This window comes from Bacillus sp. RIT 809 (genome assembly GCF_016892495.1).
Taxonomy (GTDB): domain Bacteria; phylum Bacillota; class Bacilli; order Bacillales; family Bacillaceae_G; genus Bacillus_A; species Bacillus_A cereus_U.
Map to the genome: position 1 here is coordinate 41,644 of NZ_JAFEMR010000001.1, position 20,684 is coordinate 62,327.

The window sequence follows — 20,684 nt, forward strand, 5'->3', positions numbered from 1 at the left end:
TCTTAATTAGTAAATGATAATCTAAAATTCAAATGGGAATTTCGATTAAAGCCCCCTTTATGTCCGGCTGTTTAGACATTTCCTAGATAGCTTCGCGTAATGTTTTGGAGAACAATTTTTCTTATATTTTTTTAATACTCCTATTAAGTTTTTTGTAAAATTCACCTTTTGTTTTTACATGATTAAACTGATTCGGATTAATATTAGCTTTTTGTGAGAGTGCTACAATCTCCTCTTTTGTAATTGAATCTTTAGTATTTATAGATGCTATATTTGTATATTTTCCATCTTCTGTTTTTGGAATTTCTAAAATCCCTTTATTTACAAGATCAACTACAGCCTTATGCTCTGAAGAATGTGTATCTATACCAGTAATTTTCCAATTATGCATAACTTTTGGCGTGTATACACCGTTCTTTACCTCTTTTAAATATGTAATAGCAAGGTTACGAATGGTTCCACCTGTTTCTCCGAATGCATTCTCTTGTTTAGATGACCAAATTTGTTCAAACTTACGCCCCTCTAAAGCTCCCCCTTTTGCCTGAAGGGCCTCCATTCTATATGCATTCATTCCCAGCGTCATAACATCGCCCATTTTGATTGGTTTATTTGTACGAACAGAGCGTAAATTTGTAATTCTACTTCCATATGGTTTTGTTAAATCAATTTCGTATTTTACGCCTCCAAAGAAATCGTTCGTACTGTATTTAGAAGCACGGCGGTTTTTATCAAAACTAACTGTTACATCTCCGGCACGAGATGAGTTAAAATATCCTGCTGCCCATTCCATATAGTCTTTTAAATCTTTTCCAGTTATCTTATATACTGTAATTTCTCCCAAGGCATATTGGTAATTGTACGCAATATCTTTTTTCTTAATAGGACCTATATCCAAACGGGCATAATCATTATCAATTTGATGGGCTACTACATCTGCTTTGCTGTAGTAAAGCATGACTTCATGAAAGAAATCTGATAAAGGTGTCTCTTGAATCTGCACACTTGGAATACCCTTTATTTCATTTTCAGGAACAAGGTTCCTACCCTTTAATTGAGCGACTACAACATTTGCATCTCCTCTCGCATACTCGTGAAAAGGTGTTAGTGTTTCTTCAAGTGTAGGATCAGATAATACTGTTGTTCCATCAGCATTTTTTACAGGTATAGCGGTAGCAGTTTTATCTTTTAAAACCAGCTTTCCATCTTGCTTTGTAAAAGTAAGGTCAATACGTGAGATATGTGTTCCATATTTATCTGGTTCTGTAATAATTACGCCATTTACAACTTCTTTTTTTACAAGTTTATGCATATGAGCTGCAAAAATAGCGCTAAGTTCCGGGCAAGCATTCGCAATATCTTGAACCCCAGTACCAGGGATGCCATTCTCATTTTCGAGACCCATATGCATAACTCCTACCATTACATCTACTTTACCTTCTAATTCTTTAATTGCCTTTTTTGTCTCTTCTACTGGATTTTTCACCACTAAACCATCCAAATGATCTGTCCCTTTTTCAAAATCACTAATCATTGGTGTATTCATGCCAATAATCCCGACTTTAATTCCATCCCTTTCAACAATCGTATATGCAGGAAGAAAACGCTCTCCATTTTCCTTGTAAATATTTCCTGCTAACGTCTTTCCTTTATATTGCTCACTAACTTTTTTCAATGTATCTAATCCAAAGTTGAATTCATGATTTCCAAATGCCCAAGCATCATATCCCATTGCATTCATCGCTACCATCATTGGCGATTGTGGCTTATCATTGAATAATTCTACTGAGTTTCCTTGAATTGTGTCCCCGGCATCTACTAATATGGTATTTGGATTTTCTTGACGTACCTTCTGTATAACCGTATAAAGCTGCGTTAAACTTCCACTCATATTTGCACCATCAAGCGCATAATCCCAAGGCATAAATCTACCATGAATATCTGCAGTACCCAACAATGTAATATTAACATCAGATTCCTCAGCTTTAGAGATAGCTGGTTTGACTGTTACTGCTGTTACAAGAAGCATAAGAATTACAAAATAACATACATAGTTCTTCCATTTCATTTTTTGCATAATAACAATATTTCTCCCCTTTTTGTAATGTCATAAAGTTGCTTGAACTTTAAAAATGTAACTTATTATTTGGAAAACTTCAACTACAAAAAATTATCACTATCCGACTGGAATTATGCCTTCCAACTCAGTAATTTCCTCACTAATTAACTGCTCTATTTTTTTTATAAAATCATCAATTTGATTAAGTTCCGTAAGAATAAACAGATTTGAACGCATCCAATAAGGTTTTGATTGCTTATTGTCAGCTACTACCTCAATACCTACAATTCCTCTTTTGTCATGTAAGAAGAATCTCATAGATAAGAAATGAGTTACATTGTCTATATCCTCACCTGAAACCCATTGAAACTCATGTAGTTTAAAAGTGGAAAGCTTGATTATTCCCTCTTTTAAAACTTCAAGTTCTTCATTGGTGGTATATATATTAATGTTCGCAGTGCCATAAAATCCAGTAAAACCAAAATTCAATTCAAAAAAATCGGTATCTTCCCATATTCTTTTTATTTTCATATTCGGTTCAGGCATTGTAGTCTATCCTCCCATAAATTGCACTTTCCAATTGAGAATATTATAACAAGTTTCCCTTAACAAAACGGTTCCGTTAGATAAGTAAAAAATAATGTATATTCTATATATGCGAGGTTTACATAACTCCACTTATCGGTAGCAAGGAAAAAGCAGATCCCTACTCTCATAAAGAATCTACCTCTTTCTCTTTCTATCAATCCCTGCAATTTTTTATACATTCCTATCATAGTGTGGGTTCTCGTTTGTTACTGGATTAGCCGAAAAACTCTATAAAATCCTGCATGCTTTTAGCATGGGTTTTTCCAAAATACTAGTGATGGCACACCGCAATATTGCACGTCAGCAATACCAAAAATGGACTTCGCCTTCGGTAGTAAGAATCTCACTTACGTTAGTCAGCTTGCCTCTTTTCTAAAACCATAAAGAACGTACTATCCGGTAGCGCAACTGAATTCCCAGACTCATCTGTAAACTCAACTTTCTCGTTTAGATGATTTGTATATCCATCCTGCAAATAGTTCATAGCTTGAATGATGTTTAATTTATCTCCAAAGATACCCTTTACGAAATCCTTATAGTCGTTTGGTGTAAAGATTCCAAACTGCTCCTGCACCTCATGAACGAAGGAATCCTCGCCCCAGGTATACGTATATAAGAACTCCATCGCATCGTTAACAGGCATTTTGATTGTATTGTCTGCAAGTACCTCATACTGGATTATACGCCCCTTAAATTCATGGACATACTGCTCTAAGAACTTCATTCCGCCCGCATCTTTAAAACGAATCACACGCATTAACCTTTTATCTTCTGTCATGATGCCATCACGAATGATAATACGACCTCCTGGTTTTAACACCTCGTAGGCACTCTGCAGACCCTTTTTAATTACTTCATGATTGAATTTCTTACCTTCATACTCGATATAAGAGAACAGCTCATGAAGGATAGAAGAATATACAATCGTATCAACCGATTCTTTATCAAACGAGCTGCTTAAGTTGATTGCATCCCCTTTAATGACGTCCCAAGAACGACCCTCGTTCTGCTTCTTCTTTTTCAACGTATCAATCACGTTTTCGGAAATATCGATACCGTAGATTCGTTTATCCTCGGTCTCTTCTTCAATCATGTCTAGCATGACACCACCACCGGCTCCGACATCTACAACCGTATCTCCCTTTATATAATCAAGAATAATTCGTTTATCATCAGCCGAACTATTCATATGCTCCAGATACACTTCTTCGTTATGGAATCTATCATACGCATCCTTACGTAACCCGAAGAAATCAAACAGCAGCACATTTGCCCGAGCATGCATCATATCTATCTTCTCTGCCTCTACACAGAAGGTAATTAACGCCTCACCTACAGCAGAAAACTGAAACGACACATACGCAGTCTTCATATCTTCATCGACTTTAGCCTCAAAAGAAACATGCGTTGTATTCGGCTTCTCGTTCTCACGGTACTCCCGTAGATACTTCTCAATAACCCGCTTACGATACACGTTGTCCTTCTTCTCGCCTTTGAAATCATAGTGCAACTGCTGCATCAATTTCTCGAAATGGATATGCTGAACCTTTCCAGTGCCTATCTCGTTCTTTAACATAACAAAAACTGTCCAAATATCCTCGAAGCTAAGAGCATGCATAGACGGTTCTACATACCATAAATCCTTATCAGATAAGAAGGTTTGAACGCCACTCTTCTCGCTCCCCATAATTATATCTTTTTCAAATGCTGACTCCTTATGTTTTGGTGTGAGTCTATGTATGCGAGAAGTAAATGGCTCCACATAGCCATCAAATAGACCATCAATTGTAATCTTCACATCGTTCTTTACTTCACTCCACAAGGATTTTGATACGCCCTCAATAATACATTGGTTAAGATAGTATAGAATCTCCTTTAACCTAACGTCTCCGTATGCTTCTTTATATGTGTTAATTAAATCAACATGAGAGTCCAAACGCGCCTCTCCGCGGATATACTGCCCGATTAATCCATGTGTTCTAATTAAATCTCGAACAAACAAATACTCAGTAGAGTTTAAGTTTGTCTCTATACGTTCGCTAAACTGAATATCACTAAAGATATCAGCAGAACCCTCGTTATGTACCAATAGATTAATCCCGTTTTTCTTCCATTGCTCCCTCTGTTTTAAAGAGCCTACCTTTGCAAGCTCACTATACGTTAGTACCTTTTCAATAATGCAATACGCTTCTTCGTCTAAAGGCAACCCATCTAATACTTGCAGCGTACGGTGTACATAGTACAACACCGCATCCGTTTTTAATGCACCAAGTACCTGTACATTCTCATAGTTTTGATGTATCTCCTCTGCCTCGATTAGATGCTTTAACCACGTAGGGAGAGCATTAGAAAACCCTTCAATGTATTTATTTAGAACTTCAATGTTTTTCAACTTATTTACCCCCATATATAATTAATATCTGTAGTAAGGTCTGGGACACCTTCTCCAAAAAGGTCATCACCTTATGTCTCCCTGAGTGCTACTACTTGCTTTTTACCATCTACATCTCTTTCAAATACAAATGCATCAAACCCAGTCTTTTTATCATGTAAAAGAGAGTTATCAATTTCGTTACTAACATGCCAAGTTTGTAACACATTCTTTTGTTCATCTCTTATTTTAACTTCATCAGGAATTTCGGCGGAATAAACATCAGGACTCAGCGGATCACTTCTTAAATTGATAAACATATGTTGTGACAGAATCAACTGAAAATAGAAACGGCAAGCGGGTGCACTCCACTTGCCATTTTTTCATAGCTTAGTATGTATTTGAATTTCTTTTGCTTTCTCTTTTTCACCCTTCACGCGTACAATTAAATCATATGATCCGGATTTTGGCGCTTCAAAAGAAAGCAAACCTTCTTTTTGAGAAGTGACTTCTTCTTCATAAATAACCTTATCATCTTTTGTAACTTGCAATAAAATCGTACCTTCTTCAACGGCTGCTTCATAAGGAATTTCCACATTTCCTTTTTCAGCTTTAAGTGTTTGCACATCGTAATACCCTTGCAGGGAACCAATTTTTAAAGTCGTTTCGCCATTTTTTTGAACCTTTGTGACTTGTGTTGCTGTATTGCATGCGCTTAACAATACAACAAGAGTGAGAATCATAAATAAACGTAGTAATTTCATAGAAATTCCCCTTTTTTATGTATATGAATTAAGATTCATTCTTTAACTATTTCAAAAACACCAACAGCTTAAAAGAATCACTGCTTTTCTTCAATTTTTTTAAAAATAATTTTTGAAACTCTAATTCTGTTTCATTAATAAAACCAAGATGTAACACACTAGAAATATCTTCATGATTCAAAAAGAAATTGTACTCCGAAGAAATATTACCATGAGGAAAATAACAACATACATAATCCTATGTTTTTTTGTTTCAAAATCCATCTGTCTTCTTCCATAAACCATTAATGGGTGCTCCCAATCTTTAAACATTACAATAGAACCTATTGGAAGTAATTATAACTCTAAATTTTGTCCCATCTTATTTCCCACCTCTTAAAATAGCTTTTTTTACAATAAAATACATAATAGAGAATAGTAAACAAGCCCCAATTGTACCGAAAGTTGCAATTGAAATTTTACCTGCTAATGTTTCATTTGGATCTAATGCATTAGGTAAAATTGTACCGAAAATTGCAATACAGGCTAATACAATCATAAAATATTTAAATCTTTTTACTTTCTTATTCATACTAATTATCCCCTTTATTCCTTAACATTAACTTCTAAACCAAATCCCCATAAACCTACACCAGGACCAAATGGTACATGGAATTTGAATCTGCTTTTTCCAGCTTCAAAAGATCCCCCGAGATTTCCAAATTAATATCCCCAAGTATTATACATACCAATTAATACATATAGAAAAAGCCCCGTTCCAATCCAACACTTAAGCTCCCCTATTTTTTATAATACTCAAATAATTACACGCAAACATCTCTATCAATTCATCTTAATACCTCAATTACCTTTTAAGTATATCAATGACAAAATATATAATCTATTATTTTTTTTATATAATTAAAAACAAACATAGTTACAGCAAGAGAATGCTTGTATGCTGATTTGTACTGCATTTCCTTATTCCATGTACTCTTAAAAAAAACCTTACTTTTAAAAAGTAAGGTTTTTTGTATTTATTCATTAGCGATATAAGCATTCTTATAAGTATAAACACCACCAAATTGATGCTTTTCAATCCCTTTTACATAATCCTTTTGTACATAAGCTGAGCCAATTTGATAAAGCGGTGCCACAGCAGCATCTTCTAATAAGACCTGCTCAGCTTCTAACAACGCCTCCCATCGTTTCTCCGGATCTAGTACAAAATCATTTTTCGCTTTCTTTATTAATTCATCGTAACGGGAATTAGAGTAACTCATTTTATTATTCGGATTACTCGTCGTAAATAGCTCTAAATAACTAATTGGGTCTTTATAGTCAGGTCCCCAATTTGCCATAGATATATCGTAATCACCTGTTTGTTCTAACTGTAACTTTTGCTTAAATGGCTGTTGTTTAATTTGTATCGTTAATCCATGCAAATTCTTTTCTAAGTCACCTTTTATATATTCTGCCATTCGTTTTGCGTTATCTTGTTCAAACGTTAAAAACTCGAGGCTTACTTGTTCTACTCCAAGTTCTTTTTTCGCTTCTTCCCAAATCTTTTTCGCATTTTGCAGATCATATGGAGAAATGTTTCCATTTTCTTTTCTAAAATCTTTTCCAGTCTCTTCATTTATATGACCAACTGGTACAAGTCCACTTGCAGATTTTGCTCCGTTATTAATAAAGTGCGCAACGAAATCATCTTTATTTAATGCTAACGAGATAGACTGACGTACTTTCTTATTTGCTAACGCGTTATTTTTTTCATTAAAACGTAGCATAGCAATTCCTGGATCACTCGACATATGTAATTCCTTATTCCCTTTATACTTATCTACAAATTGAGAGTTAATAGGCACTCGATCCAAATCACCAGCTTCATATAAATTTACAGCCGTCATTGTATCTTTTACGATATGAAAGTTTATTTCGTCTAATTTCACTTTCTTTTGATCCCAATATGTAGCATTCTTCTTTAATTGAAATTCTTGTTCATGCTTCCATTCTTCTAATACAAATGGGCCATTATATATGAGGTTACTAGGTTCCAATCCATAATTCTTTCCTTGTTCTTTCAAAAATGATTCATGCTGTGGTAAGTATATAGGTAGTGCTAACAACTGTAAAAAATACGGAATTGGCTGTTCTAGTTCAACTTCTAATTTATAATCATTTATGACTTTAACCCCAAGTTCATCAAGTGGCATTGTTCCCTTATTTATTTCTTTCGCATTTTTCACATGAAAGAGCATGTATGCATATTGTGATGCCGTTTGCGGATTAACTGCACGTTTCCACGCAAACATAAAATCATTTGCTGTTACATTGTCTCCATTTGACCATTTTGCATCTTTACGCAAATCAAATGTATATTTTTTACCATCTTCACTTCTTTTAAACGATTTTGCTACTGCCGGAATAGGATGATCCTGATCATTTAGCACGTACAACCCTTCAAATATGTTTTGCATAACGTGTGCTGATGTACCATCCATCGTTTTTGCAGTATCAAGTGAAGGAATTTCTTCTGATACTGTTACATTTAACACTTGTTTTTCAGCCTCTGTATCACTTTTATTCGCTTTATTATTACAAGCAGTTAAAAATAAAGATGTAACAAGTGCCATTACCATTAAATGGCTCTTTTTTCGCTTCATGAATTGTTCTCCTTAAAAATAAAATATTATAAAACGTTATATATTATAGCAGAAATACTAACAGAAAGATGCAACATTATATTGAATATTTATTCATTTAAGAAAAAAAGCTATCCTTTTAAAAAAGGATAGCTTTTTCAACTGACATGTAATTACCTATCTTTGTAAACCTCGTTTATAACGACTTGCTTCAAATATAATACGCTCTTCATCTAATGTTTTACATTCACCGTTCCAAACGACACGTTTTCCGTTAATAATTACATCACTTACATCTTTTCCACTAGCTGCATACACAAGATGTGATAATACTTCATCTGCTGGTTGTAAATGTGGTTTATTAGACGGATCAATCGTAATAAAATCAGCACACTTTCCAACCTCAAGCGATCCCGTTTGTTTCATGCCAATTACTTCCGCAGCTCCTTTTGTCGCAAGAGTAAGAGCTGTTTCAACTGGTAGTGCTGTTGCATCTTGATGAATACCTTTTTGTAATAAAGCTGCAATGCGCATTTCTTCAAACATATCTAAATTGTTGTTAGATGCAACACTATCTGTTGCAATCCCTACTTTCATTCCTGCTTCTAGCATCGCTTTTACATTCGCTATACCAGAACCTAGTTTTAAATTACTATTCGGATTATGAGCTACCCGAACATCATGTTCTGCCAAGAAAGCACGCTCATTTTCATTTAATACCACACCATGTGCAATAACTGTTGGACGTTTAAACAATCCGCAACTTGCCGCATATTCTACTGGACGTTTTCCGTACTGTGCTTCAATATCACGTACTTCACGTTCTGTTTCAGAAAGGTGGATATGAACCATAGTTTGATTTTCTACTGCAATACGTGCACACTCTTCTAACAGTTCTGTGGAACATGTATATGGACTATGCGGTGCAACCATCGTAGTTAACACACCACTTTCCTTATAATATCGCTTTACATATTTCTCCGCTTCTTCAATTGCTTTCTTTTCATCTTCTTTCGTTCCGAAGCTAAATAAAGTTCTTGAAACAGCAGCTCGCATTCCGCTTTTTGACACCGTTTCCATAATTGCATCTTGATCTACTCCAATTGGATTAAACATATCAGAGAATGATGTTGTACCACTTTTCACCATTTCAAGTAATCCTAATTCCGTACTAGCAACCGCAAGCTCTGGAGTAAACTGGCTTTCAAGTGGCCAAATTCTCGTCTCAAGCCACGGCTGTAATAACATATCATCGCCAATACCTCTCAAAAGACTCATTACAACATGTGTATGTGTATTTACAAGCCCAGGTAAAAGCCACTTTCCTTTCATGTCAATTACTTCATCCACTTCATAATGAGAAGGGATTTCTCCGCTATTTACATCTATAATTTGATCATTTTCTACAATGATATATCCATTTTCTATCACTTCATTTTGTTCATTCATCGTTACAATTGTAGCGTTTACATAAGTTGTTTTCAAAAGTATTTCCCCTTTCAACTCTATGAAGTTCCCTTTAATAAGTTACCACCATTATAGTAACTTATTAAAGATTAAGAGTCAAAAGATAATTTTAATTCTTTCATTATCTTTTCCTTCAAAATGTCATATTGTTTGTCATTTGTATCTGCAAATGCTTCTTCACGGCTCGACTTCACGTCCATATAGTTTAATTTTTCATGAAATTGAGTCCAAGTAAAATCATGCCTTTTCCCATCCACTGTATTGTAAAAATGCCACACTTCTCCTACTTTCGTCTTTTTTATCTCTCCCCCGCATAATTCTTGAATAATAAGGGCCGTTACACCACATTGTCCCTTTGCCGGGTTTTCGCTCGTCCACTTAGAACTCGTTTCTATTGACCAAGATTTTATTAACGCTTCATATATTGGTTTTGTCTTTTTATTATCCATTCTCAGCTCCCCCTGACATTGGTAGTTTTACACACGATATTGTAAAAGAGGTAAAAGGCGATTTTTAAAAACCGTTGATGGTGTCTCACCGATTAGTTTTGCCCCCATTTTCACGTAAAATCCTTTCGCATTTGGATCACTATCAATCGTAAAACTTTTCAATCCTAGTTCATTTGCTTGCTCTACTACAAACCTCCAAAGTATTTTCCCGTATCCTTTTCCTTTATAACTAGGATAAATGTATAGGAAATCGAGAGCATTTTCATTATGTAAAAATGAGAAAAATCCAATCTTCGCATCATCATTTTCTAAAACATATACAAAATTATTTTTTATGTAATCCTCTGAGATCGTTAATTCTTCCTTACAAGCTAAAATAAATTCTTCACTATAACCCCAAGTAGCTTTTGAATGTAGTGCCAGTTGACTTAGTTCATTTGCTTCACTTACTACTGCTTCTCTTACCTTCATGATTCTTTCTCCTCACCTTCGATATGTAAACTACTAAAGTGATTCGGAAAGTAATTCAAAAAACCTTTAATTTTCATAGATTAGAAATCCACTTGCTTCTTTTATAACTTGCATTATAATATAGAAAAGTATTCCAAAAAATATTTCATTTAGGGGGAATTGCTTATGCCGTTGGATTACATTTCAGGTAACTAATATTCCAAAATTTGAAGGAGTGCCTGAAATTTGCTAAACTCATATATCAATTCATTATTATATAAAAATACCGAAAAATTCAATGGTACAATTTTAGTAGCCCATAAAGAACAAACTCTTTATAAACAGTCATTTGGAAAAGCTAATTACGATTGGGACATACCTAATACAGCTACAACAAAGTTTCGTATCGGATCAATAACTAAAATCTTCACTGCAGTTGCTATTTTAATGCTTGTGGAAGAGAAAAAATTACAGCTACATGATACATTGGATCAATTCATTCCAACTTTCCCAAAAGGAAATCAAATTATGATTGAGCATCTATTAAGTCATACTGCTGGTGTTGGGAATATTACTGCTCAACACAACTTTTTAATACAGTCTTACCAGTCTCGAACACCGGATGAATTAATACAATGGATTATTACATGTCCCTTTGAATCTAGCCCTGGTGAAAAATTCAATTATTCGAATTCAGGTTATATTATATTAGGACACATCATTGAAGTTATAAATGGGATTTCTTATGAAGAATTTCTTAAAAAGAAGATTTTATATCCACTCTCTATGATGAACACAGATGTTGATCTGAATCACACCATTCAAAAACATAAAGCAACTGGGTATGAGTTACATCCAATTCATGATTTACAGAACACATCATTTATTCATATGTCAAACTCGTATTCAGCTGGTGGATTATTTTCTACAGCCGACGATTTATATATATTTGATCAAGCGATAAAAGAAAATCGTTTGCTTTCAAATAGTATGACGTCTCGCATGTTTACTGCAGGATCTTATGGAAATGGTTACGGCTGGAACATCGCTATGGCAGGCGAAAATAGTAAACTTGTATTCCATCACGGCGGCATTAACGGCTTTACATCCTCTTATTTACGGTTAATTGACAAAGAGGCTACAATCATCATTTTAAGTAATGTATCTACACTATTAACATCGACTCTTGCTAATGACATAGCTTCTTATATAGAGAATAACTATTAAAATTATTAATAATTGTAACACGGTTCAATATATTGAACCGTGTTACAACTGATTTAATTCACCTTCGCACCATAACATCTCGCAACTGCAACCGCCTGCGCTATATCCAATTTCACATTTTTCAAATCAAAACTTTTAAAGTCGATTCTATCAACTACAGCTCCTTTTAAATCTGCACCGCTAAGTTTTGCCTTACCTAATTGTGCACCTGTTAAATCTGCTTCACGTAAATCTGCTTTTTCTAAATTACATTCATATAAGTCAGCTTCAATTAAACGAATACCCTTTAAAATTTGTTTACTTAAGTTCGCAAACCTTAAATTCGTATATGACCAGTCGCCTGATATAATTGTTATTCCGTCTAAATTTGCTTCTTCGAAATCCGAACCAGTCATTTTACATTCTTCAAACTTAGATACAAATAAATTCGCACCAAAAAACCTACAATTAGCAAACGTAGTTCCTTGATGGATAGAGGCATTAAAAAGAGTACCAGTAAAATCACATTCTATGAAATTACAATTTTGACTAAAAACTTCTGATGCATCTACCCCTCTAAAACGGCATTTTATGAAGGTACAATTTTTCAATTCCTCTTCTTTTATCCAAACATCTTGAAAATCTATTTCTACATATTCTTTATTTACAAATTCACTCATAATCAATCCTCCAATTTCTCAAAAAACCTCACTTCAGCATGAAGTGAGGTTTCTTCTTATACAATATGCTCATCTAACCATGAAATCAAATCTTTAAATACTTCATCTCTATTCACTTCATGGAACATTTCATGTCTACCATTTTCATATAAACGCAGTGTTACATCTTTCACACCACATTTTTTATAGTTTTCATACACTTCATTTACACCTTTCCCCATATCCCCAACAGGGTCTCGATCACCAGAGAATATATGTATTGGAAGATTTTTTGGTGTCTTCTTGTATTCTTCTATTTTATTTACTTCTAGAACTCCATGAAACAATTCTCGATAAAAACTCGTCGTACAAATGAATCCACATAACGGATCCGCAATATATTTATCAACTTGATTAATATCTGAAGATAACCAATCAAATTTCGTACGATTTGGCTTAAAGTGCGAGTTGAAGTTTCCGAAAGATAAGAAGTTCAGCATCGGACTTTTCGTTTTCTTTCCGCGAAGTTTCATCTCAATTGTCGCTACTTTATGACCAATACTTCCTAAAAGCCCTGGATTTCCACCAGTTCCTGAAATGAGAAATCCATCATATAATTCGCCTCTAATTTGTACAGCCCGTCTTGATAAAAAAGAGCCCATACTATGCCCAAGTAAAAATAATGGACATGCCTGCTCTTCTTTTATCATTTCCGAAACAAAGATAACATCAGACACAGCCTGATTCCAGCCTATATCCGGCTCGAAATGACCATAGTCCTCTTCTCTTTTTACTGTTTTCCCATGCCCTTTATGATCATGAGCATAAACACCATACCCTGCTTCTAATAAAGCATCAATGCATTCTGTATAAACACCTGCATGTTCTGTCATACCATGTGCAATTTGAACAATCCCCCGCGGATTTCCTTCTGGTAACCATTTACGCAAATAAATTTCCGATTTATCCAATGCCGTAACGAAATTTTCCTGTATGCTCATTCCGACAGCCTCCAAATCTATTATGTATCTCTAAAATAATGAATATGCATTCATTATTCTTATTATGTATTATATGCAATTGCTTTCATTATGACAAATGCCGCACTTTTCCGATTAGCTCTCAAACTATTATGTTGACGAACAATAAATAAAATTATATAGTTACTTACATAAAGTAATTATAATATTTTTAGGAGGTTTCAATTATGATGCCATCATTATTTTTAGCACACGGATCACCTATGCTTGCTATTCAAGATACAGACTATACACGCTTTTTAAAGACACTTGGGGAAACATATACACCGAAAGCTATTGTTATTTTTACCGCTCACTGGGAAAGTGAAGTATTAACGATTTCCTCTTCAGATGAAGAATATGAAACAATTTATGACTTTGGAGGTTTTCCTCCTGAGTTATACGAAATTAAATATCGTGCGAAAGGCTCTTCTAGCATTGCGTCTATGCTAGAAACAAAATTTAAAAACAAAGGCATTCCAGTCCATCATAATATGACGAGAGGTTTAGATCATGGTTCATGGACACTCCTGCATCGCATGTATCCAGAAGCAAATATTCCTGTCGTACAAATATCAGTAAATCCATTCCTTCCTGCAAAAGAACAATTTGAAATTGGAGAGGCACTAAAAGGACTTGGACAAGAAGATATTTTAGTAATCGGTAGCGGTGTTACTGTTCATAATTTACGGGTATTGAAATGGAATCAAACCACACCTGAAAAATGGGCAATTGAATTTGATGATTGGATTATTAACCATATGCAGACTAATGATAAAAATGCATTGTTTAATTGGGAGAAAAATGCGCCTCATGCACAATTAGCAGTACCAAGAGCAGAGCATTTTGTTCCTTTATTTATCGCAATGGGTAGTGGTGAACAGACAGGGAAAGTCATTCACCGTAGCTACGAGCTTGGTACGCTAAGTTATCTTTGTCTTCAGTTTTAATGAAAAAGGATGGAGCAAATATTGCTTCATCCTTTTTACTGTTTATTCACCTAATTAACTAACTTCCAAATGTTGTTTCTCTGATACCTCTGCATTCTTACTATGAAAATAAACCCAAATACATGCAATAAATAATAATGATGATGTAGAGAAGAAAACATATTGGAATCCCGCATGAGCTGCAATTTGTCCACCAAGTACTGGCCCAATCATATTTCCTAAAAACTGAAACGATTGATTATATCCAAATATTCGTCCCGTTACATGGGTTGGCGTATGTTGTTTTAGTAGAGTTTGTACGGAAGGTAATAGTCCTGCTTGTGCGATACCTAATAAAAAGCGAAGAATTAATAGTTGCCAAGCTGAGGTTACAAATGCTTGCGGGATAAAAATAATTCCTGCAGCAAACAACGCTACAACTAACGTTTTTTGAGGTCCAATATGATCTGATAATCTTCCTAGCTTAGGAGCTGCTAAAATAACTGCTAATCCTGTCGCAGACATGACTGCACCTGCAATCATTTCAATATGATCTGTTCCTGGTCCTGCCAAATGCTTTACGTACAACGTAATAATAGGTTGAATCGACATATTTGCAAGCTGAATAATAAACGTTGCTACAAATAAACTTATTATTAAATGTTTTGCAGGGACCATCGTCCATACTTTTTTCGGCTGTGCCTTTTTTGCTTTAGCAGAATTTTTCTCTTCATGTAAGAAGAAAAAGACGATAAGAAAGGAAAGGAATAAGAAAGCTCCTGTAACTAGAAAAACATGGCGCATTCCGATTAACTCTGACAAATAACCTCCGAGTATCGGCCCAAGTAATGAACCGCTCACGCCTCCAGTTGAGATTGTAGAAATTGCCCAACCTGAATGTTCTTGCGGAGTTTCTGCAGCAATAAATGTCATCGCTGTAGAAAGGAAACCAGATACCGCTCCCATTAAAAACCGAAGTGCGACTAGTTGATACACGTCTGTCACAAACCCCATAAGCGTCATAATTATCGCCATACCAAGGCTAGCACGTATAAGCATCAATTTCCGTCCATGTATATCACCGAGCTTTCCCCATATCGGTGATACAATCGCTCCCATTAAAAATGTTACACCAAATGCAAGTCCCGACCACTGTGCAATACTAGAAGTGCCGGTCACCCCTAATTCCTCAATATAAAAAGATAAAAAAGGAATTACTAAACTCATACCGGCTGCAGTGGTAAAACAACCTAGCCAACAAATCATTAAATTTCGTTTCCAGCTGGCCATTTTCACACCTTCTTTCTTTCGCTCCCCATTCTACACCGTTTTCTAGAAAAAGTTTAGTAATTTGCTTTACATGTAAGATTTACTACAAAATCCGTTATTTTCTAGTAAAAATCACTACATTCCTACAACGCTTTCATAATAAAACCAACTCCCCTATATGAAGTTGGTTAATTATTCTCTATCTGTATTAAACTCGCATTACAACTTCTCTCGTAAAACTCAATCGGACCTGCTTGTCCAATAATTGCATATTCATATCTATCTTGCTTCATACTATATAAACAATGATGTAACAATTCCTTCCCAACACCGTTCACACGATTATGTTTCGCTGTACCCATCGGGCCAAACAATCCTTTCTTTCCTCTCACAACATCGTAACAAGCGAAACCAATAATTTCTCCTCCTTCCTCCGCAATAAAAATAGGTAACTCTTCTTTATATGTCCGAAATCCATAATCTAAAGATTTTAACCAACGCTCACCAAATTCATCCTTAACAAAACGTGCTAACTTTTCAAAATCAGAAAAGATCGCTCTTCTAATATTACAGCTTAAATTATTATAAATAGGATTAAATCTTTTTAATGCGACCGTTAAGTCTCTTGGCTCAGATGTAATTTGCAATACCTTTTTTTGCACGTTTTTACTTATAACCTTTTCAATAACTGTATCAACTTGAAACAGTGCATATAAAACATGCCCTTCATTTATTAATACTTGCTGAAAACGGTCCATCCGTTTCTTTGCTACTTTTAAAACTTCTATCGTCTTATTTGAAACTTTAAACTCCCCAACATTTATGTATTCTATTTCATTTGTATAATATTGTTGGAGCAACGATATTTTTGCTAAAAAATCCATACCCACCGTGTGAAATAAATACATATGTAACTCCGCACAAACTCCATTACCTTCCTTACAAGCTCCTATAAATAGATGAACTGGATGAATAATTCCTTTATTACACTCAGCCTCTCGCGTTGCAATCTCCAATATTTTATATGCACGTTTTGTAAATTGGAATTCCTCCATCTACATCCCTTCCCCCTAAAAACTAAATATCAAACCGTAACCATATATAATAGAAACAATTATTCCAACTACCAATATCCCTGGAAGTAAATTTGCTACTTTAATTTTAATGAATCCAAGTAAGTTTAATCCAATTGCAAAAATCATAATACCACCAGTTGCTGTCATTTCAACTATAAATTGATTCATTAATTTCTCTGGTACAAAACTATTAATTTGTGTTGCAAAAATTGCAATGGCACCTTCATATAAAATAACGGGAATTGCTGAAAATACCACTCCAATTCCAAGAGTTGTCGTCAATATAATAGAAATGAATCCATCAATAATCGCTTTTGTGAATAAAACATCGTGATTCCCTCTAATACCACTGTCTAATGCGCCAAGTATCCCCATCGCTCCAATTGCAAAAATTAGAGTAGCTGTTACAAAACCTTCTGATATACTTCCTTTACCTTTCGATCCAACTTTATTTTCTAGCCATTCTCCTAAATGTGTTAATCTTTCTTCTAATTGTAGCCATTCTCCAATTACCGCACCAATAACTAAACTTAAAATCACAACGAGAAAACTTTCACTCTTCAATGCCATTTGAAGCCCCAATACAGCAACCGTTAAACCAATTGCATGCATAATCGTTCCTTTCATACTTTCTGGAATATTACTAAATAATTTACCAAACAAAGTTCCAATTATAATGCAGACCCCATTTACAACTGCTCCTAATATAACCATATTACATTCTCCATCCTCTGAATTCTTTATTACTATATTCTGGATTACACATTGCTTTAAAGGTTACCTATATGTTAACTTAATATTGAGAATATTAACAAGTGATTTCCATTACTAAAAACCCGCTTTTTTAGCATCTATGAATCTATCTATACGTTATTTTCACTACATTCATTGTGGAAGTTCACGATTACGGTATACAGGGAACCTTTAGTCAGTGATAGATTTTTATCAGTTGAACAAAGCGGGACAAAACCAAAAGGGACGGTAGCTATGAAAACTTTATTAAAACGACTTATTTTAATAGCCTTTTTCATTACACCAATTGTTTTATTAATCAATTACACTTTTATTTCAAAAGCGAAAGACAAACCCGATATGCAAAACAATTCTAGTAAAACAGCTTCAAAAAGCGAAAAGAAACTAGAAGATCCTGAAATTACGCTCACCTTCTCTGGTGATACAATGTTCGATTGGCAATTACGTCCTGTAATCGAAAAAAATGGGGCGGATTACCCATTTCAACACGTAAAAGAAGAAATAACGAAAGCTGATATTTCTTTTGTTAATTTAGAGTCAGCATTTACAACGAGAGAAAAAAAAGTACCTGGGCAACAATTTTGGATTAAAAGTGATCCATCCACACTACAAGCCATTAAAAACACCGGATATGACATCGTAAACATTGGCAATAACCATACGCTTGATTATGGACAAGATGGACTACTAGACACCATTTCTCACGTCGAAAAGTTAAAACTACCTTACACTGGAGCCGGAAAAAATGTTGAAGATGCTTATACCGCTCGTGAACTAACTGTAAAAGGAAAAAAGTTTAAATTTCTTTCCTTTGTACGCTTTATGCCTAACTTTAATTGGGTAGCTGGTGACAATAAACCCGGCGTTGCAAACGGATATGATCTAGATCTTGTAACAAAAACAATTCAAGAGCAAAAGAAAGATGCTGATTATGTAATCGTCTATATGCATTGGGGCGTCGAAAAATCAAATCGCCCGATAGAATACCAGAAACAATATGTTCCGAAAATGGTAGAGGCGGGTGCTGATGCGATTGTTGGAAGTCACCCGCATTGGTTACAAGGGTTTGAGTATTATAATAAAGTGCCTATCGCTTACTCATTAGGAAACTTTTTATTCCCAAGTTATGTGAATGGAAAAAGCGCCGAAACTGGCGTATTAACTTTAACCTTTAAAGGAAAGGATGTCCAAATGTCATTCAATCCTTACATCATTCGCAACAACCAAGTTTCCCCTGTAAATGAAGAAGAAAAGAAAAAAGCTCTACAATATTTACAAACGGTTTCAACTGATGTAGAAATTGATGATACTGGGAAAATAATAAACAAACGCAACTAAACAGCATGAGATCCATTTCTCTGTGATATACATTACAAAAAGGTGATGAATATGCTGAAAAACTTGTTAGAAAATATAAGTCTGCTAGAAAAAGTGTATGAACTATCTATAGCGATCCTGCTTTTATGTTCCATTTTTTCGGTTAGACTTCTAAGAAAAATAAAGCGAGAGAGAAAACTTTCTCCCTTTGAATTTACAATGTACGTAATCATTCGTATTGCAATACTTTTTTGGTTAACTAGCTTTATCCTTCTTAAATATGGAACGTATTTCGTTTAACTTTCAAAGAATAAAAAAGATAGAACAAGCAGGATTTCCCGCCGCTTGTATCTATCTTTTTTATTTCAAGTAGAATTGTATGTTAACTCTTTTCTTTTATTAAATAAGTAAATCAAACAGCACAGGAGTTTTATTAAGCTCCACAAATTGAATGTTATTTTCTTGAAAGCGAGTAATTAAAGCTTCATAGTCTTCCCTATGTTTTAATTCTACCCCCACTAAAGCTGGACCATTTTCTTTATTATGTTTCTTAATATACTCAAAGCGAGTAATATCATCTTCCGGTCCTAATCCTTTATCCAGAAACTCTCGTAGTGCTCCTGAACGTTGAGGAAATTCAATGATGAAATAGTGCTTTAATCCTTCATGAATAAGGGATCGTTCTTTCATTTCTTGCATTCTATCAATATCATTATTCCCACCACTTAACGTACATACAACTGTTTTCCCCTTTATTTCATCTCTGTATAGATCAAGTGCCGCAATAGAAAGCGCTCCAGCCGGCTCTGCTACAATCGCATTTTTCTTATACAGTTCTAAAATCGTTGTACAAACCTTTCCCTCCGGTACTAAAACAATGTCATCAATTACATCTTTACATGTTTCAAAAGTTAACTTTCCTACCTTCTTAACAGCTGCTCCATCAACAAAACTATCAATCTTATCTAATGCAACATTTTCATTTTGAAGAAAAGCTTCTTTCATAGATGCAGCTCCCATCGGTTCTACACCAATAACCTTTGTAGTAGGACTAACCCCCTTTACATATGTACCAATACCAGATGCTAATCCACCACCGCCAATTGCTGTAAATATATAATCAACTGGTTTCTCCATATCATGCATAATTTCAACAGCGACTGTTCCTTGACCAGCAATGACATACGGATCATCGAACGGATGTACAAATGTCATCCTATTTTCCACACAATAGCGCTGCGCCTCTTGGAAAGCACTATCAAATGTATCACCAACTAATACAATTTCTGCGAAATCACCACCGAAAAATTCAACTTGTGATACTTTTTGCTTAGGTGTCGTTGTCGGCATGAAAACTTTTGACGGAATCTTCAATAAATTACATGTATAAGCCACTCCTTGTGCATGATTACCAGCACTTGCACAAACAACACCATTTTGTAACTTTTCTTTCGGTAAACTTTGAATTAAATTATACGCACCACGAATTTTGAAAGAACGAATAACTTGTAAATCTTCTCGCTTAACGTATACATCACATTCATATTTCTCAGATAAAACTGAATCTCGTTGTAACGGTGTTTTAATAACGATATCTTTCATGCAATTATGAGCCATTAAGATATCTTCAATTTTCACTCTCTCCTTTACCTTTTGCACCATTCCGTATCATCCTTATCTCTTTTAA

The 20,684-nt window shown here is 34.8% G+C and carries 20 protein-coding genes and 2 pseudogenes; 4 read left to right on the forward strand and 18 right to left on the reverse strand.

Annotation, left to right across the window (positions count from 1 at the left end; all coding sequences use genetic code 11):
* Positions 1-121: 121 nt before the first annotated feature.
* The 12 genes and pseudogenes from JTF23_RS00185 to JTF23_RS00230 all read right to left on the reverse strand — a co-directional run bounded on the left by JTF23_RS00185 (position 122) and on the right by JTF23_RS00230 (position 10,790).
* A complete protein-coding gene (locus tag JTF23_RS00185) occupies positions 122-2,074 on the reverse strand; it encodes a bifunctional metallophosphatase/5'-nucleotidase (protein WP_204207831.1) in 1,953 nt (650 codons plus the stop codon).
* A gap of 99 nt (positions 2,075-2,173) precedes the next feature.
* Complete coding sequence (locus JTF23_RS00190; protein ID WP_204207832.1) at positions 2,174-2,602, reverse strand: hypothetical protein; 429 nt, start codon at positions 2,600-2,602, stop codon at positions 2,174-2,176.
* Between the two features lie 394 nt (positions 2,603-2,996).
* Positions 2,997-5,051, reverse strand: a complete 2,055-nt coding sequence (locus JTF23_RS00195; protein WP_204207833.1) for a class I SAM-dependent methyltransferase — start codon at positions 5,049-5,051, stop codon at positions 2,997-2,999.
* Between the two features lie 56 nt (positions 5,052-5,107).
* Positions 5,108-5,242 (reverse strand): hypothetical protein, encoded by a 135-nt coding sequence (locus JTF23_RS28075; protein ID WP_307839130.1) that lies wholly within the window; start codon positions 5,240-5,242, stop codon positions 5,108-5,110.
* A 156-nt stretch (positions 5,243-5,398) separates the two neighbouring features.
* Entirely contained in the window at positions 5,399-5,779 is a 381-nt protein-coding gene (locus tag JTF23_RS00200) for a BA_1872 family lipoprotein (RefSeq protein WP_000771818.1), read from the reverse strand.
* 46 nt (positions 5,780-5,825) lie between these two features.
* Positions 5,826-6,091: pseudogene (locus tag JTF23_RS00205) on the reverse strand (DUF4176 domain-containing protein).
* 49 nt (positions 6,092-6,140) lie between these two features.
* The gene (locus JTF23_RS00210; protein WP_204207834.1) at positions 6,141-6,350 is read right to left on the reverse strand and encodes a hypothetical protein; all 210 of its coding nucleotides are present in this window, start codon (positions 6,348-6,350) and stop codon (positions 6,141-6,143) included.
* Between the two features lie 14 nt (positions 6,351-6,364).
* Positions 6,365-6,478 (reverse strand): annotated as a pseudogene (locus JTF23_RS28175) (WXG100 family type VII secretion target); the annotation flags it as partial.
* A 317-nt stretch (positions 6,479-6,795) separates the two neighbouring features.
* Positions 6,796-8,424: a peptide ABC transporter substrate-binding protein gene (locus JTF23_RS00215; protein ID WP_204207835.1), complete on the reverse strand. Its 1,629-nt coding sequence runs from the start codon at positions 8,422-8,424 to the stop codon at positions 6,796-6,798.
* 156 nt (positions 8,425-8,580) lie between these two features.
* The gene (locus JTF23_RS00220) at positions 8,581-9,906 is read right to left on the reverse strand and encodes a bifunctional S-methyl-5'-thioadenosine deaminase/S-adenosylhomocysteine deaminase (RefSeq protein ID WP_204207836.1); all 1,326 of its coding nucleotides are present in this window, start codon (positions 9,904-9,906) and stop codon (positions 8,581-8,583) included.
* 53 nt (positions 9,907-9,959) lie between these two features.
* Positions 9,960-10,319 (reverse strand): YunG family protein, encoded by a 360-nt coding sequence (locus JTF23_RS00225; RefSeq protein WP_002158353.1) that lies wholly within the window; start codon positions 10,317-10,319, stop codon positions 9,960-9,962.
* Positions 10,320-10,346: 27 nt separating this feature from the next.
* A complete protein-coding gene (locus tag JTF23_RS00230) occupies positions 10,347-10,790 on the reverse strand; it encodes a GNAT family N-acetyltransferase (RefSeq protein WP_078181026.1) in 444 nt (147 codons plus the stop codon).
* Between the two features lie 225 nt (positions 10,791-11,015).
* On the opposite strand from JTF23_RS00230, the gene JTF23_RS00235 reads away from it, so the two are divergent.
* Positions 11,016-11,996: a serine hydrolase domain-containing protein gene (locus JTF23_RS00235; RefSeq protein WP_204207837.1), complete on the forward strand. Its 981-nt coding sequence runs from the start codon at positions 11,016-11,018 to the stop codon at positions 11,994-11,996.
* A gap of 53 nt (positions 11,997-12,049) precedes the next feature.
* Here the strand turns inward: JTF23_RS00235 and JTF23_RS00240 are convergent, their stop codons facing one another.
* Both JTF23_RS00240 and JTF23_RS00245 read right to left on the reverse strand, forming a co-directional pair.
* Positions 12,050-12,655: a pentapeptide repeat-containing protein gene (locus JTF23_RS00240; RefSeq protein ID WP_204207838.1), complete on the reverse strand. Its 606-nt coding sequence runs from the start codon at positions 12,653-12,655 to the stop codon at positions 12,050-12,052.
* A 56-nt stretch (positions 12,656-12,711) separates the two neighbouring features.
* On the reverse strand, positions 12,712-13,635 hold the full coding sequence (locus JTF23_RS00245; protein ID WP_204207839.1) for an alpha/beta fold hydrolase: 924 nt from the start codon (positions 13,633-13,635) through the stop codon (positions 12,712-12,714).
* Between the two features lie 206 nt (positions 13,636-13,841).
* Here JTF23_RS00245 and JTF23_RS00250 point away from each other — a divergent pair, with 206 nt between their 5' ends.
* Entirely contained in the window at positions 13,842-14,603 is a 762-nt protein-coding gene (locus tag JTF23_RS00250) for a DODA-type extradiol aromatic ring-opening family dioxygenase (protein WP_204207840.1), read from the forward strand.
* A 54-nt stretch (positions 14,604-14,657) separates the two neighbouring features.
* Here the strand turns inward: JTF23_RS00250 and JTF23_RS00255 are convergent, their stop codons facing one another.
* From JTF23_RS00255 to JTF23_RS00265, 3 genes are all read right to left on the reverse strand, one after another.
* Positions 14,658-15,872 (reverse strand): multidrug efflux MFS transporter, encoded by a 1,215-nt coding sequence (locus tag JTF23_RS00255; protein ID WP_088078306.1) that lies wholly within the window; start codon positions 15,870-15,872, stop codon positions 14,658-14,660.
* Positions 15,873-16,039: 167 nt separating this feature from the next.
* Positions 16,040-16,906, reverse strand: coding sequence for a GNAT family N-acetyltransferase (locus tag JTF23_RS00260; RefSeq protein ID WP_204207841.1), 867 nt, complete (start codon positions 16,904-16,906; stop codon positions 16,040-16,042).
* 15 nt (positions 16,907-16,921) lie between these two features.
* The gene (locus JTF23_RS00265; RefSeq protein ID WP_088078304.1) at positions 16,922-17,641 is read right to left on the reverse strand and encodes a DUF554 domain-containing protein; all 720 of its coding nucleotides are present in this window, start codon (positions 17,639-17,641) and stop codon (positions 16,922-16,924) included.
* Between the two features lie 273 nt (positions 17,642-17,914).
* Between JTF23_RS00265 and JTF23_RS00270 the strand changes: the two genes are divergently transcribed.
* Positions 17,915-19,018: a CapA family protein gene (locus JTF23_RS00270; protein WP_002202432.1), complete on the forward strand. Its 1,104-nt coding sequence runs from the start codon at positions 17,915-17,917 to the stop codon at positions 19,016-19,018.
* Between the two features lie 51 nt (positions 19,019-19,069).
* The gene (locus JTF23_RS00275) at positions 19,070-19,297 is read left to right on the forward strand and encodes a hypothetical protein (protein ID WP_078181019.1); all 228 of its coding nucleotides are present in this window, start codon (positions 19,070-19,072) and stop codon (positions 19,295-19,297) included.
* A 99-nt stretch (positions 19,298-19,396) separates the two neighbouring features.
* Here the strand turns inward: JTF23_RS00275 and ilvA are convergent, their stop codons facing one another.
* Positions 19,397-20,659, reverse strand: a complete 1,263-nt coding sequence (gene ilvA / locus JTF23_RS00280) for a threonine ammonia-lyase IlvA (protein WP_070170009.1) — start codon at positions 20,657-20,659, stop codon at positions 19,397-19,399.
* Between the last annotated feature and the right edge of the window lie 25 nt (positions 20,660-20,684).